Raw genomic sequence first — 16246 nt, 5'->3', positions numbered from 1 at the left:
GGGCCCCGCTCGACACTGTTGTTCGATCACCTCTTGTTAGATCAATGGCCGCAAGAACATCACGCCAAAACATGACTCTAAGCCTCGGAAATCGTGAACCTCGCTACTGCGTTCCCGATCGCGACGAGCATCTCCGAGTCATGATTGAATCTAAAAATGCTCAGAGCTGCGCCGTATCTGCAAGCTTAGTCGATCTCTCCTGTGGCGGCGCGAAACTTCGCGTCAACAAGAAGATCAATACCAATACGGAGATGTGTCTGAGTATCGAAGCACCGCAACTTCGCGACACACTTGAAATTTCAGCCGCCATATGTTGGACCGGCGTGGCGGTCGGATCCGATTGGTGGCTCGGCTGCAAATTCAATCCGGAAATGCCTCTCAGCACGCTTCAAGCGTTTGCCACGGCCGGAGCCATTGAGCGTCGGATGACACAGCGTCTCTCCACAAAAATCGACATTTCCGCAACTTACAAGATGGGCAACGACCTGATTCCGATTAGGCTCACGAACGTGTCTTCCGGTGGATTTTGCCTGCAGTCAAGCGATCCAATCATCCCAAATTCACGCATTCTGCTTCGGATTGATCTCGAGGAAAACGGAAGCACTCGAACCAAAACGATACTCGCCCAGAGCCGCTGGCAAGTCGCAACGAACGAAAACTACACGATTGGCTGTGAATTTTCGGATCCCTCGTCGCACTTCGTCATCAGAAACTTACATCAATCCACAATCGCTGCGAACACCCGGCCACTGTGGCAGCGTTTGTTTCGACTCGGCAACTAACGATTCAGCTCGTTGCCGTCCAAGCATGGTCGGCTCTTCGCCTCGCGAGCAACCGTCCAATTTTGGCATTTAGCCCGTTCCCGACGGTAATCGCTTCCCACAACGAAATCTGGCGACAATAATGAAGTCGAAGCGACCAGTCGCTCGTGATCGATGACATTGGCCCGAGGCATCCGATGAAGCTGCTCTTCTTATTCGCGTTGATTGGTCTAACCTGCTCCCTGGTGGACGGATCGGTGTTTGCTGCATCGCCGAGTCCCGAGCCGGTTGACTTTGACCGTGCAATTCAACCGCTGCTTGCCGACAAATGCTTCCGCTGCCATGGACCGGATGAAGCTGCGCGAGAAGCCGATCTTCGTTTGGACCTTCGTGGAGCGGCCGTGGCAGACGACGCGGATGGTGACGCTGCGATTATTGCTTTCGACTCGTCGAACAGTGATCTGATCCAACGGATCACAAGCGACGATCCGGACCTGATCATGCCACCACCAGACTCGAAGTTGAGCCTGACAGCCGACGAGAAAGAAATCATTGCTCGCTGGATCAACCAAGGTGCGTCTTACTCTACCCATTGGTCATTTCGTCCGATCCAAAAACCTCCCTTACCAACGGTCAAAAATAAAGCTTGGCCCCGCAACCCAATCGACCAATTCATTCTCGCTCGCCTGGACACAGAGCGACTTGTTCCAACGCAGCCAGCGGATGGTTATCGATTGATACGTAGGCTGTATTTGGACCTGACGGGTAAGCCTCCGACACGCGGCGAAGCCGAATCATTCGTACGTGATCGGTCGCCTCAAAAATATGAACGTCTTGTCGACAAGCTATTGGCCTCTCCAGCCTTCGGAGAGCGCATGGCTTGGACTTGGCTCGATGCCGCTCGCTATGCGGACTCCAATGGATATCAAGGCGACCAAGATCGAACAATGTGGCCCTGGAGAGATTGGGTCATCGAAGCGATCAATCAGAATCAGCCATTTGATCAATTCACGATCAACCAAATTGCAGGAGACATGTTGCCAGCCGCCAATCACCGCCAGCAGCTAGCCACCGGCTTCTGCCGCAACCACATGATTAATGGTGAAGGTGGTCGCATTCCGGAAGAAAACCGAGTGGATTACGTGATGGACATGACGGAGACGGCGGGAACTGTCTGGCTCGGCCTTACCTTGAATTGCTGTCGTTGCCACGATCATAAGTTCGACCCTCTGACAAAACGCGACTACTATTCGATGTTCGCGTTTTTCAATCAAACACCCGTGAACGGTGAAGGGCGCAGTGCGCAAACCCCTCCGGTACTTGCGTCGCCAACAAGAGTCGAGGTGCGATCACTCGATTCGCTCAGCACAGAGATTTCAAATCTTCAACAACGCGTTTCACAACTGGAGTCCCAACAAAACGAGCCCGTTGGAATTGAACGCTCGCAAGAGACTCAAAAACTGCTTGGCAAACCAGTCGCAGATCGCAACACGGATGAACTCAAAACCATTCGGGATTTGATCACTGAGACGACCCTGTACGCGAAAACAGTTGAGCAGCTCCGCGAAGCGGTCAGCGAACACCGCAACGTACAAAATTCGCTTCCCAAAGTCATGATCATGAAGGAACGTTCCGATCGACGCCCAACCTTCATGCTCGATAAAGGACTTTACAATCAACCAGGCGAGTCGGTGGAAGCAGCATTTCCTGTGAGCCTACAAACATCTGGGGACGCAGCAGTAACAACTCGGCTTGACTTGGCAAATTGGATCATGGCTGATACCAATCCATTGACAGCTCGAGTTATTACAAACCGTATCTGGCAAGGCTTTTTCGGAATAGGTATTGTCAAAACAGCCGAGGATTTCGGAACACAGGGAGAACGTCCAATTCACCCTCAGTTGCTCGACTGGCTGGCTACAGAATTCAGAGATTCTGGTTGGGACACAAAGCACCTTTATCGGCTGATTGTTACCAGTTCGACGTATCAACAATCCTCACGTTCCACTCCGCATTTGCGTGAACGCGACCCTGAGAATAGGTGGCTCGCGCGCGGAGCCAGATTCCGGCTGCCCTCGTGGATGATTCGCGATCAAGCGTTGGCAATCAGCGGTCTCTTAGTGGATCAGGTTGGAGGGGCCCCCGTTAATTCGTATCAACCTTCAGGGGTTTGGGAGGACGCCACGTTTGGCAAGCGGGGGTACCGACGCGACTCTGGTGAAAATCTCTACCGACGAAGCATCTACACATTCTGGCGACGCATCGTCGCACCCACGCTGTTCTTTGACACCGCATCGCGGCAAGTGTGCACCGTCACACGTTCGCTGACAAATTCGCCACTGCACGCACTGACCACTTTGAACGACGTCACCTATGTAGAAGCCGCACGGGTCCTTGCCACTCGAATCCTCGATGAATCGCCTGATGCATCTAACCAACGCTTGGCAGAACAAGTATTCCGACGAGTTCTGATTCGGCCCCCGGAGCCATCCGAACTCGATATCCTCACCAACAGTCTCTCGCGACTCGAAAAACATTATGCCACCCAGGGTGACCTGGCGGCACAGCTCATTGATGTGGGCGAATTCCGCAAGTCCAAATCGCATGCGGTAGCTCGGCTTGCCGCCATGACAAGCCTTTGCAACCTGATTATGAATCTCGACGAAACGCTCTGCAGGGAATGATTCATGTCATCTGAATCAAAGATTCAAGACCTCAATCGACGAACTTTTCTGGGACAGTCCAGCACCGGATTGGGCGCTGCGGCCTTGGCTGGCCTCTTCCAGCAAGACGGCTTGGTCTCGGCTGCGAAAAACGAAACGAGTGGTCTACCAGAACTTCCTCATTTTGCACCCCGAACCAAGAACATCATCTACTTGTTCCAAAATGGGGCTCCGACTCATGTTGACCTGTTTGACTATAAACCAGAATTAGCAAAACGACATGGACAACCGGTACCAGACGAATTCGTGGCCGGTAAACGCTTCAGTACGATGACCGGCAAACCCCAAGGCAAACTACTGCTGGGCGCAGTAGAGCCATTTCGTCAACGCGGAGAAAGTGGCGCTTGGGTCAGCGATTTCCTACCACACACCGCATCCATCGCAGACGATCTGTGCTTTGTAAAAAGCATGCACACTGATGCAGTCAACCACGCTCCCGCGATCAGCTTGATGATGAGTGGCGCGCAGCTCCCCGGTCGCCCTACCCTCGGCGCTTGGCTCAGCTACGGACTCGGCAGTGAATCGGAAAGCTTACCGCGATTTGCGGTGATGACATCGGTCAGTAAAGGAACTTCCTGCGGGCAGATCTTTTACGATTTCTATTGGGGTGCGGGATTCTTGCCCACACGCCATCAGGGCGTGAGATTTCGCGGCAGCGGACAGCCAGTTCTCTATTTGACCGATCCAGCAGGCATCAGTCGCGAAATCCGACGTGAACAGCTAGATGATCTGGCTTTGCTCAACCAAATAAAACTGCGCAAATTCGGCGATCCGGAGATTGATACACGGATCGCTCAATACGAAATGGCGTTTCGCATGCAGGCCAGCGTGCCGGAGCTAACCGATTTGTCACAAGAATCAGCAAGCACACTGGAACGATACGGCCCCGATGTCACCCAGCCCGGCACCTTCGCTTACAACTGCCTCATGGCTCGACGGCTCGTTGAACGGGGCGTGCGCTGCGTGCAGTTGATGCATGCGGGCTGGGACCAGCACAACAGCTTAACCACAGAACTGTACAATCAGTGCCGTGACACAGACCGTGCCTCGGCGGCACTCGTTCAAGACCTTAAAATGCGAGGCTTGCTGGATGACACGCTCGTCATCTGGGGAGGCGAATTTGGTCGCACTCCATTCCTCCAGGGCAAACTGGAGGACCGCCCAAGGTGGGGCCGTGACCACCACCCCTACGCCTACACCACTTGGATGGCAGGTGGCGGAACGAAGCCAGGTATCAGTTTTGGCCAAACGGATGAATTCGGCATGAGCGTGGTGGAAGACCCAATTCATGTCCATGACTTGCAAGCCACCATTTTGCACCTGCTAGGAATCGATCACGAGCGGCTCACCTATCGTTTCCAAGGTCGTGACTTCCGACTGACTGATGTGCATGGATCGGTTGCCCACCAACTATTTGCATAGCAAGTCATACCACCCACGATGGATAATTCGCTCAGATCGGCAACATCCCACGTTCGTCGCGATCAGTTCTGATTAAATTCCCAAGTGATTCGACTGCGCAGTCCAGCATCTTCAAACTGCATTTGCAAGTCGATCACTTCGATATTTTGCATCAATCCAAATGGCTTTCCCGGTTCAAATCCCGGCTGTCGCTGGCGCTGGACGTCTCCGTAGACCGTGCTTCCCAGATTGAAATCCTTCCAGATCCAGCGACCATTGTCCGGATGGATCGGCCGAAACCCAAAGACCTGCTGATGGTATTCAGCCGCGGAATCGGCGTCGGCCAACCCACTGAGAACAATGGGATACAATCGCCCCATCCCACTCAGCGTGGATCGTCTTTCCTGATCCGAGGCACTCGCAAACAGTCCGGGAAGTTGCAGGCGACAAGCCGCAGGTGATAACTGCAGAGCCGCACCATTCAAGTCAGCATCGGTGACTTGAACAATCCGATCTTTACTCGACCAGGGAATATTGCGAATCACAAGATAACGATCGGTGACCTCAATACCGAATCTCAATTTGATAACCCCCTCAATATCGACTGTCCAAACCCACGAATCGCGATCGTCAATTTGGTAGAACGCTACACGAAAGAATCCGTCGTTCGCTTCCGACAGGGCACTTCCGACAAGAGCGGCCTGCCGCAAATGCCTTGCCGTTTGCTCGGCGTTCTGGGTTTCGACCAAGATCGAGCAAGGCCGCGTCAATAATGACATCGCGACAGGCAACATAATCATCTCATCTCCAGCACGAAGCAGGTTGCCACCGAAAGCCCCCATCATGTCGCCACTTCCCAAGGCGATGACAGGATCTGCATCGAAGATAGCAAAATGAGCAGTAGGACCAAGATCATCGAGTAAGGCAGAACTAACACCACCGAATCGCTGAAACATACCCGCAAACTCACGCACAATTCCTTGAGTCGATTCATCTCGCATATTGGCCGAAAACTGCAACACAGGCCTGGGCTCCAATTTCGGAATCGTCAACGGATGTCCCATTTCAGAGGTCATCAAAACACTCCGCAACCCGTTGTAGATTGAACTATCAATCAGCGGCAGAATAAAAGTTGACAACTGCAAACTACCATCTGCTGTGTCGTCAAGACGGATCGCGATAGGATCAAAAAACTGACGCCAAAACCGCGAATAGTTTTCCACGTATTCACGATAGGCTTCGGCTTCTGCCGGCGTCACTGCGTCGATCGGAACTTCTGGCAACGTTTTCATTCCCGGCAAAGGACCATAAGATTTCGAATGCACAAGTCCTTGTTCATCAAAAGAATAGTCATCCGTCGAAAAATCCTTCGGTAGATAAGCGAGTCGCTTTAGATCTTCAACGGAATCAAGCTTGAATCCATTCAGATGAGCAAACATGCGTTGCGAAGCAATTAGCTCCATCGCGGCTCGAGCACGAAGACGTCGAGCCTGCGACAGTTTCACTTCCGGCCCTACCAGTCGACGCACGAAAGGATCCGAAAAATAGGTGTAGAGACGCGTCTGCGCACGAACAGGCAATTGCGTCAACATATATCGAAACTCAGCACTACGCCCCAGGCTACCCTGCCCATCTCGCTCCAACAGATCAAGCGAGGCGGCTAGTTCATTGCGATTCGAGCTGACGAACAACAAATCACCGCGCAAAGCCCAATACGATGGGCGTCCGTTAGATCCCCCGCGAGTCAAGACACCCGTTTCCCCCAGATCAGCCAAGCCAATGAAGCTCAGTAACCGCTTCAAGATGGCGGGCTGCTGCAGTCGGGACACAACGGTTAAATCCGTTCCATCAATAAAAAACAGATCAGGAGCGACGACCACCATTTCCGAGATAAGGCCGGAGCCTAACACGGATTCTAGCCATTCGCGATTCATCCCCAGACGATCGAAGTAACGCTCTGCGAGATTGTAGTGCAATTTATTTTGCGTCAAGGAGGCACCGGTCGAGGCAAGAAAACTTGCGCCATGATCAAGCAAGGGAAGAATCGCAGATGGCTTCGCAACATAAACCATAAAGCGATCTTCTGGAACGACTTGTGCCAACTGAAGATCACCGCCCTCGGCTCCTGCGAGCATTTCTTCAAACGGATGGGCTTTAACTTTCACCCCTTCGATCGACGCCAACTTCACAGTCGCTTTTTGATTCTTGGGAACGACATTTAGATTTTGAAGCTGCAGTGTCTCCTCCACAGCAGCCCGCCCGCCCAGGACTGAAAACATATTGGTCCGATTGCCGCCCCGCCTGTTTTGACGCGGCATCACATCACTCGGATCCAAGTCGATATTGGAAGCCCAAGCTTTCAAAATTGGCGCGGGACCGGATGCCAAGTAGGGACTCCAAGCGAGTTGACGAGCCTGATTCAACGAATCAACAACAGCGGAATCCTTTGCTGATTTCGCAAAAGACCAATTGACTTGTTGCTCTTTACCCTGAACCGGGTTGTACAACGCAACCGTTACTGGCCCCTTACGATCCACCGGTCGCAGGGCAAGCAATGTGTAAGAAAAGACCCCTTCTCCTTCGCTTGTCGCAGACTCCGCCGTGATGGGGCGAATTTTCATCCCGTGCTGTTTGACAAGATCTTTATCAATCTTCTCGCGCCGACACTGACCATCCGTATAGCAGACCCAATGCAAACCATCATCCACGTAAGGCCGAAGCTCAAACGCCAACACCTCGCGATCCTTCACATCGACCCACTCTCGAGGTCGTGCTGGTCGAATTGCCGGCGGAACTTGCTCCGGATTCCGTTCAGCTGGGACTTGTCCAATGGCAGGGTCGATCGCTCTGCCCTCAACTCGGCTGAGCTTGAATCGAGCCTTCGGAATCATAAAAAGAAAAGGTCCTTCCAAGCGACTGAGCTTCTCTGGCATGCGTTCTGAAATCCAGGGCGACTTGTCGAGATTTGAAATGATCGGGTACTGTTCTGCATCGAGCTGATCCACGGTGTTCGGCCCAATTCCGTTGTTGAGCCTCGCAAAGTCGAGAGCTGGCCGATAAACCGCAGCAACCTTCCAACGCCCCTTAGCCGTCATTCGCTCACGGACAACGAGCTGCATCCGCTTTCCAACTTGAACCTGGCGGGCTTCGTCCGATGGAATCGCGTAAACCTGTAACTGCTTCGGGTCCGAAACTGAACGCACCTGCCAGATACCCGGCCCAGGAAGGTCTATTTGACCACGATAAATCGCCGACGACGCATTCGCAGGTCGAAACCAACCCGTGTCTTTAATTTCTGCAGCAGAAAGCGACGCAACAACACCAAAAACACCTACTAAAAAGAACATCCCGCGAACCATCATTCGTCCCCTTATCCGGCGTTAAACAATTTGATTGAGGCTTGCCATCGCGAGACAAGAATCCTCAGCCCGACAGCTCGGCCCCTCTGATGCAAGAGCCTTGATTCCTATGGTAATGAGCCTTTAATCAGGCCAAGTGAGCGCTGATTCTTTCGACTTTCCCTCGCATTCTGAACGTTCGCTGGTAGCGGAAGCATGCTGATGACCAGAGTGACCGCCCCCACCATTTCGCGTATGATATCAAACTGAACACCAAAACCCCGATAATCTTGAAGTATGCGTTTCCGAATCGTCACCTACAACATCCACAAAGGCATCGGGGGAATCGATCGTCGATACCGTCCCGAGCGGATCGTGGAGACTTTGGCACACTATCAACCCGATATTGTGTTCATGCAAGAAGTTGACGATGGAGTTCCCCGCTCACGCGGCCACAATCAAGTGGAATGGTTTGGTGACGCTCTCGAACTCAATCACCGAATCTACCAGCCCAACGTGAGACTTCGCTTGGGTCGCTATGGCAACGCGATCCTGAGCCGATTTCCGCTGGCAGACACGCACCATATCGAGCTTACCGTACCACTCAAAAAACGAAGACGCGCGCTGGCAACTCACTGCCACCTACGAACAGAACATCACCGCCGAACGCTGCTCCTGGTGAACTTCCATCTCGGCTTGGCTGGCTATGAGCGAGCCATCCAGCTAAAACGTATCACCTCAGATCGTATGTTTCAACACACTCACCAATCCACCGCGACGATTGTTGGGGGGGACATGAATGATTTATGGGGATCGCTCGGACGACGGGTCCTCGAACCAGCAGGACTCAGACCTGCTTGCCAACCCGTCAATACCTTTCCAGCAATTCGCCCCGTCCGACCACTCGATCAACTCTTTTTCCGTGGCAAGCTGCAATGCCACAATTGCTATCGATCACGTGCTGAAATTGCTCGACACGCCTCTGATCACTTGCCGCTGATCGCCGAATTTGAGCTCGACTGAATGGGTCACTTCGGAATCAAAAAAGATCGTGTTAAGCGTCCGCTTCGGTCACTGACGCTGGCCAAGCGTCGCCACATAGCGAGTCAACTGCCGCAAATTATCACAACAGGCGGAAAAAGAGCTTCGCTTGCGAAGCTCCGGATCAAGAGCGTTTCCGCCCAAGACGAGTGCCGTTGATTCTGGCAGCTGCGCCTGAAATTGATTCAAGCATTGAGTGAATGCCTTGCGATCCTGCACCTTCGATACACTCAACCAAAAAAGCCTCGGATTGAAATCGCTTGCGGCTCGAGCAAGCGTTTCGAAGGGAAGATTGGAACCGAGTGAAGAAGCGTTCCATCCTTGCTCTCGCAGCGTCAGTTCGACTAATAACGTCGCAATTTGATACTGATCGCCTTCCACAGTGCCGCCAATTGCCCGAGGTCCCGTCGGATCGGAATCGGTCAGTAATCGAGAAAACTCATGCAAAACTCGAGTCACCACGTCCACCGCCCGACGCTCCTGATAAATCTCCCCATCCCCCGCTTCCCAGTGCGAACCAATCATGCTCATTGCAGGTGAAATCAACTCGTCCCCGATGGAAGCAATCAAAACACCCTTCATGAAGAGATTAATCATGATTGACCGACTTGCCTCGAAATCGCCACTCAGCAACCTGCGGACGAGCGCATCGACCGCTTCCGCCGGACTCGCGAACGCAAAAGCCGAACGCTCAGGCAACCCCAGGATTTCCGGGCGATTTGGATCAAGTTTTTGGTCACGCAAATATCGAATCACACCCGCCAGCGGCAGCCTCCGATGACCACCAGCCGTACGAGAAGATGGCAAAACACCACGGTCACACCACCGTTTCAGCGAAGATTCGCTGACACCAATCGAACTCGCAACCTGCTTGGGGGATAACCAATGAGACATGATTGACCGTTCTGAACGTTTCAAGGAATCAGACGAAAACCGCTAACCAGCGTGCATATTCTACCGCACCCAACGATACAATCAATCGCAAATAACTAATTTTAAACGACTTAGAGTCATCAACACTAAGGAAAATGAGTTTTCCTCAACAAATTCAGTTAAAGTCACCGTGATCCGGCGGTTTGTCCAAAGTGAACGAATTGAACGTTTTAACGAAGGACCTGATCATGATCGCCGCTCAAATCACTGCCACCAAGGCCGATTCACGAAGTCGCCAACAAATTAAAGCAATGACGGAGCAGCACCTGAAACAGGAGATCGCTTTTATACCGAGCCTCGCATTTCGAGAATTGGACGCCGACAAGGCTTGGGCCGAAGCCATCCGTCAGGCACATCAGGTAAGTTCCACCGACCCGCTACCCACTGGAATTCGAGTTCGAATGCCGGCCCACCTGGAGCGACTTTGCTCTGCCGCTCTCCTCTCTCCGCAGGAGGAGAAGGACTCCTTCCAACGCATGAACTATCTGAAGTATCGAGCGAACGTCATTCGTTCGACGCTCAACTCTCAGCGGCTCAACCGCAGGAAAATTAAAGAGCTGGAAGATTTGCTGGACGCAGCGAATCGAGTAAGAAATCACATCATTCACGCGAATGTACGACTGGTAATCTCGATCGTGAAGCAATTCGCGGACGAGCGAAATCCTTTCGACGACCTTCTTTCCGAAGGCATCAGCTGTTTGATCAAAGCAGTGGAAAAGTTCGACTGTGATCGCGGCTTCCGATTTAGCACCTATGCGACCCGTGCAGTTCGAAGAGAGGTCTTTCGCCTTGTCCAACGACAGCATCGCGATCGCACCCGATTCTCGACAGGGACGGCAGAGGTCCTTCACCGAGAAATGAACACTGATAACGTGCCTGTTCAACCGGAGCGCATTTGGAACCAGATCGACCGCTCCGTGAACAAGATGCTTTCCACCCTCGACGAGAGGGAACAATTCATCGTGCAAGCAAGATACGGATTCGAGGACATTGGAGAGAAGCCGACGTTTCAGCGGTTGGGAGAAATGCTCGGAGTTTCAAAGGAGCGAGTTCGCCAACTAGAACAGCGGGCACTCAACAAGCTGAGAGACGTTGCTCACGCGATCCGACTAGAACCAATTGCCTAACGACCGGGCCGAGTCACGCTCACCACTGCGAAAAGTGCGGCGGCGAGCGTCTGAAACGAGATAGATTGCTGCGACCAACGTCTGGTCGTCACGCTGCGAACGCTTGAATGCTTTGTCTTGATCTGCGAGTAGCTTCCGTCAAGCTCGCGAAAAAGACACCCAACTGGGATTTTTAGATTAATACGGAATCGAGGAGACAGAAGAATGCTTCGTAAAACAATTTTTTGGGGAATGACTGCGAGCCTATTGCTCACCGCCACGTTGAAAGCAGAGTCCAAAGACATCGTCGACACGGCGGTTTCTGCCGGTAATTTCAAAACGCTAGTCGCTGCAGTTCAGGCCGCTGGTCTCGTCGATGCTTTGAAGGCCGATGGTCCCGTCACCGTACTCGCTCCAACAGACGAAGCATTCAGCAAGCTACCCGCCGGTACGGTGGAAACTTTACTCAAACCAGAAAACAAAGATCAGCTCGTCGCGATTTTGACTTACCACGTCATTCCCGGCAAAGTTCCTGCTGCGAAAGTTGTGAAGCTCAACGGTGCCAAAACACTGAACGGTCAGCGAGTCGACATCGCGGCAAAGGACGGAGCAGTTACAGTCGACAAGGCGAAAGTCGTCGCCACAGACATCGAATGTTCCAACGGCATCATCCACGTGATCGACCAAGTGATCCTACCCGCATCCGATGACATTCCGACCACAGCATCCAAAGCCGGGTCATTCAAAACATTGCTTGCCGCAGCGAAAGCCGCTGGCCTTGCAGGTGCCCTGGCTGGAGACGGTCCCTTTACCGTGTTCGCCCCAACAGACGAAGCATTTGCGAAACTCCCCGAGGGAACCGTCGCGAGCCTGCTGGAGAAGAAGAACCTCGGCAAACTTGCTGACATTCTGAAGTACCACGTCGTGCCCGGTCGCGTCTATTCCCCCGAAGCACTGTCCGCGGGAGCGGCCAAGACTCTGCTAGGTCCCAAAGTAAAAATTCGACTGGTGGACGGCGAAGCAAAGGTTAACGATGCGAAGTTAATTGCAACCGACATCGACGCCAGCAATGGTGTAATCCACGTCATCGACAGCGTCATTCTGCCCCCGAGCGGGGATCAAGCCGCTCACGGCAATCCTCGAGACGTGATCGTCGAAGCGATCAATACCGGAGCCCCGCTCTACAACGCCCAAAAGCCCGGGCAATGTGCGGCTATTTACATGGCGACCATGAATCGCCTGATGGAGATGGAGGGAGCTGAGATGAGCCCCCATACGATGCGAGTTATGAAGATGGCAATGGCTAAGGCCGAATCAACCTCCTGTGTCCACACCCAGGCATGGACATTACGCCACGCTCTGGATATGGCTTACAACGACGTGAAGTAAGCTGTCACCATCCGAATCGTTAACGAAAAGCTGGTAGTCTTCCTGTCGGGGCTACCAGCTTTTTCTATTTATCCAGTTATCAACCAAGCAATCTAAGGTCATGATGCCAGTCCAGGCGATACAATAGGATAGACAACAAGACGATAGACTGCTGGCACGTGTCTTCACCAACGCACCGAAAATCTCAATCATGAAGCTTACTCACGACAGTGGTTTAGGACCATCGAACAACGAAAGTATTTTCCTACTCCATGGTTTGGCCGCACCTCGGCTTGTCATGTCACGGCTGACAACTTACCTCAATCATCGGGGCTATCTTGCTCGCAATTGGGGTTACGCGAGTCTCAGAAGCTCAATTCAATTGCATGCCACTGCCCTGCGTCGCGACCTGATTGAGCTTGATCGAGATCCACGCGTCGAGAGCATTCATTTGGTGACTCATAGCATGGGAAGTATCATCGCCCGCTGCGCCTTGCTTGACGGCACTCCCGATAAACTCTCTCGAATTGTTATGCTGGGCCCCCCCAACCATGGTTCGCACGTGGCACGAGCCCTGTCTCGTCCACTCGGCTGGTTTTGCCCTCCCTTAAGAGAGCTTTCGGACGTGAGCGATAGTTTTGTGAATCGGCTCAACGAACCCACCGGTCTGGAAATCGGCGTTATCGCCGCAGCAGAAGACCTGGTCGTCCCACGTGACAGCACTCATTTGCAGTGCCAACGGGAGCATATTGTGCTACCCGGTCATCACGGTGTCCTCCCATGGCGACGAGACACGGCGGAATGCGTTCACCGTTTCCTGGAGACAGGAACTTTCACAACAAGCCCCGCTAACGTCTCCTAACCAGCTTCTAAATTCGCGGCAAGCCTCACTGAGACGCTAAGTCCTCTTGGACATCCGCTTGATCGATCTGCTTCTCGGGGAAACCGGCGAGAAAGCAGGGATCACTTCGCAAATTGCCTCCAAATCGCTTACAATGGGGCAGGATCCACCGTCAGGTTTCCCAACAAGTATTGCCTCGTCAAACCTTAGGCAACTCGGGCTACCCCGAGTCTTCGCGATGCACATGCTTGATCGGGATGGGACGTAGCGGATGCCAATCAAGACAATTGACGGACCTTAGCTTCGAGAGCAATCGGATGAACCGAATTTTTTTGATCGCAATGATTGGTCTTACAACCCAGGGCCTTTCGGCGGAAGAGATTGATTACAGCCGACAAATCCGTCCTCTTCTATCGAATTCTTGTTACGCATGTCACGGACCCGACCGCTCGAATCAAGAGAATGAATTAAGACTCGATTTCCGCAAGCATGCCATCGAAACAGCAATCATTCCGGGCGATGCTGACTCAAGTGAACTCATCCGCCGTTTAACCAGTAGCGACGACACAGAGCAAATGCCGCCTCCTGAATCCAACCGACCAGGGCTGAATGCGGATCAAATTGCCTTGGTCAGGGAGTGGATTAATCAGGGCGCAAAATTCACAAGCCATTGGTCCTACGACAAACCGGAAAGACCCGAGCTGCCGACCGTTTCCGCAAATGCTTGGCCGATCAATGCTCTGGATCACTTTGTACTAGCACAGAACGAATCCAGGTCGGTGCCACCGTCAAAAGACGCAGATCCCCGCACACTAATTCGTCGAGTTTACTTTGATTTGACCGGACTGCCTCCGACGACTGATGTGGTCAGTCAATATCAAAGCAACGCATCGCAAGAAACCTATCATCAAATCGTCGACAACTTGCTCAGTTCGAAACGATTTGGAGAACGGATGGCCGCCTTTTGGCTGGATCTTGTTCGTTTTGCTGATACATGTGGTTATCATGGCGATCAACATCGCGAGATTTCGGCGTATCGTTCTTTTGTAATTGACGCATTTAACAGCAATTTGCCATTCGACAAGTTCACGATTGCACAAATCGCGGGTGACCTCTTACCCAATCCAACGATTCAAGATCGTATTGCATCCGGCTACAACCGGCTGCTCCAGACGACGCAGGAGGGTGGAGCTCAAGCCAAAGAGTATCGTGCAATCTATGCGGCGGATCGAGTGCGCAATGCTTCTACGGTCTGGCTCGGCACCACGCTCGGTTGCGCCCAGTGCCATGATCACAAGTTCGATCCATTCTCAGCGGAGGATTTCTACCGATTCGCGGCGTTCTTTGCTGACGTCCAAGAGATCGCTGTGGGCGCCCAGCCTGCAAATCTTACACTTCCGACAGAGGAAGAATCTGACACGCTGAAAAAGTTTGATACTGAGATTACTGAGTTAAAATCCAAGTTAGCTGACAGCGAAGCCGCGTCGCCAGAAACGACAAATTCAGACCAGGACTCGGACTCCAAAAGTGAGATTGACGATCTCAAGAACAAATTGAAGCAACTTGAAGATCAACGCAAGCAAGCCAATGGCAAGATCAAGAAGACGCTAACGACAACTTCCGTCGAACGTCGCATGACACGTATCCTGCCACGCGGCAATTGGCTGGATGAATCGGGGCCTGAAGTCGCGCCGGAAATCCCAGCAATTTTCGGTTCTTTAAATGAAGCAGAATCGGCGAGTCGATTAGAGCTAGCGCGTTGGATTGTATCGCCCGACAACCCACTCACGGCACGCGTTTACGCCAATCACCTCTGGCGTTTAATGTTCGGAGAAGGGCTCGTGCGTAGCCCAGATGATTTCGGCTCACAAGGAAACTATCCAACTCATCCTCAACTTCTTGATTGGTTAGCGTGCGAATTGATCGATAGTGGCTGGAACACGAAGCACATTTTAAAACTGATGGTAACCTCCCGAACCTACCAACAGTCGTCCGAATCCAATCAGGAGCTGCAACAGCGCGACTTGGAAAACCAATGGCTGGCACGACAGAATCGTTTTCGTCTTGACGCAGAAATGATTCGAGATGGAGCCTTGGCCGTCAGTGGCTTACTGGTGACCTCCAAAACAGGAGGCAGTGCAAAGCCCTACCAACCGGCTGGCTATTGGGCAGAGCTAAATTTCCCTAAGCGGAAATACGTCGCGGATCAGGGCGACAACCAATACCGCAGGGGTGTATTCACCTACTGGTGCCGAACATTCTTACACCCAAGCTTGGCGGCGTTTGATGCGCCCACTCGTGAGGAATGTACGGCGCAAAGAACAAGATCCAACAACCCGCTACAAGCGTTGGTGCTCCTTAATGACCCCACCTACGTTGAGGCGGCAACTCAACTCGCACACCGGGTTCTCGCAGAAACCAATTCTGATTCCCAAAATCGCATTCCATGGATCTTCAACGAAGTCTTGGCACGTAACCCGACCAGCAAAGAAGCTGACATTTTGGCTTCCGTCTACGATGAACAACTTAAACGCTACAGCAAAGATACCGAAAGTGCGAAACAAATTGCACAAACACTCGGGGCTGACCAGCCGGATAACCTAGCTGAGTTAGCCGCATGGACAGCCGTGTGCCGAGTCATCTTGAATCTACATGAAACGATCACTCGTTATTGATCAATTCACACCCTATTTTCCTTTTGGCCCTAGGACCTCGATCTGCAGGTGGACGCTGT

Annotated in this window: 10 protein-coding genes; 8 read left to right on the top strand and 2 right to left on the bottom strand. The window is 52.5% G+C overall.

Annotated elements, in window-relative coordinates; genetic code table 11:
- Positions 1 to 71 precede the first annotated feature (71 nt).
- The 3 genes from P8N76_23800 (at position 72) to P8N76_23790 (ending at position 4906) form a co-directional block, all read left to right on the top strand.
- Complete coding sequence (locus tag P8N76_23800) at positions 72 to 782, top strand: PilZ domain-containing protein (protein ID MDG2384713.1); 711 nt, start codon at positions 72 to 74, stop codon at positions 780 to 782.
- A 176-nt stretch (positions 783 to 958) separates the two neighbouring features.
- Complete coding sequence (locus P8N76_23795; protein MDG2384712.1) at positions 959 to 3445, top strand: PSD1 and planctomycete cytochrome C domain-containing protein; 2487 nt, start codon at positions 959 to 961, stop codon at positions 3443 to 3445.
- 3 nt (positions 3446 to 3448) lie between these two features.
- Positions 3449 to 4906 carry a DUF1501 domain-containing protein gene (locus P8N76_23790; protein MDG2384711.1) on the top strand — a complete coding sequence of 486 codons (1458 nt, stop codon included), beginning with the start codon at positions 3449 to 3451 and terminating at the stop codon, positions 4904 to 4906.
- Between the two features lie 62 nt (positions 4907 to 4968).
- Here P8N76_23790 and P8N76_23785 read toward each other — a convergent pair whose 3' ends face one another.
- Positions 4969 to 8232: a hypothetical protein gene (locus P8N76_23785; protein ID MDG2384710.1), complete on the bottom strand. Its 3264-nt coding sequence runs from the start codon at positions 8230 to 8232 to the stop codon at positions 4969 to 4971.
- Positions 8233 to 8520: 288 nt separating this feature from the next.
- Here P8N76_23785 and P8N76_23780 point away from each other — a divergent pair, with 288 nt between their 5' ends.
- Positions 8521 to 9246: an endonuclease/exonuclease/phosphatase family protein gene (locus tag P8N76_23780; GenBank protein MDG2384709.1), complete on the top strand. Its 726-nt coding sequence runs from the start codon at positions 8521 to 8523 to the stop codon at positions 9244 to 9246.
- Positions 9247 to 9294: 48 nt separating this feature from the next.
- Here the strand turns inward: P8N76_23780 and P8N76_23775 are convergent, their stop codons facing one another.
- Positions 9295 to 10158 (bottom strand): helix-turn-helix domain-containing protein, encoded by an 864-nt coding sequence (locus P8N76_23775; protein ID MDG2384708.1) that lies wholly within the window; start codon positions 10156 to 10158, stop codon positions 9295 to 9297.
- A 227-nt stretch (positions 10159 to 10385) separates the two neighbouring features.
- Here P8N76_23775 and P8N76_23770 point away from each other — a divergent pair, with 227 nt between their 5' ends.
- The 4 genes from P8N76_23770 to P8N76_23755 all read left to right on the top strand — a co-directional run bounded on the left by P8N76_23770 (position 10386) and on the right by P8N76_23755 (position 16187).
- Entirely contained in the window at positions 10386 to 11324 is a 939-nt protein-coding gene (locus P8N76_23770) for a sigma-70 family RNA polymerase sigma factor (protein MDG2384707.1), read from the top strand.
- A gap of 204 nt (positions 11325 to 11528) precedes the next feature.
- Positions 11529 to 12692, top strand: a complete 1164-nt coding sequence (locus P8N76_23765) for a fasciclin domain-containing protein (GenBank protein ID MDG2384706.1) — start codon at positions 11529 to 11531, stop codon at positions 12690 to 12692.
- 190 nt (positions 12693 to 12882) lie between these two features.
- Positions 12883 to 13533, top strand: coding sequence for a hypothetical protein (locus tag P8N76_23760; protein ID MDG2384705.1), 651 nt, complete (start codon positions 12883 to 12885; stop codon positions 13531 to 13533).
- 296 nt (positions 13534 to 13829) lie between these two features.
- On the top strand, positions 13830 to 16187 hold the full coding sequence (locus tag P8N76_23755; protein MDG2384704.1) for a DUF1553 domain-containing protein: 2358 nt from the start codon (positions 13830 to 13832) through the stop codon (positions 16185 to 16187).
- Positions 16188 to 16246 lie beyond the last annotated feature (59 nt).

It is taken from the genome of Pirellulaceae bacterium, from assembly GCA_029243025.1.
Taxonomy (GTDB): Bacteria; Planctomycetota; Planctomycetia; order Pirellulales; family Pirellulaceae.
This window is presented reverse-complemented; position numbering and strand designations above follow the sequence as displayed.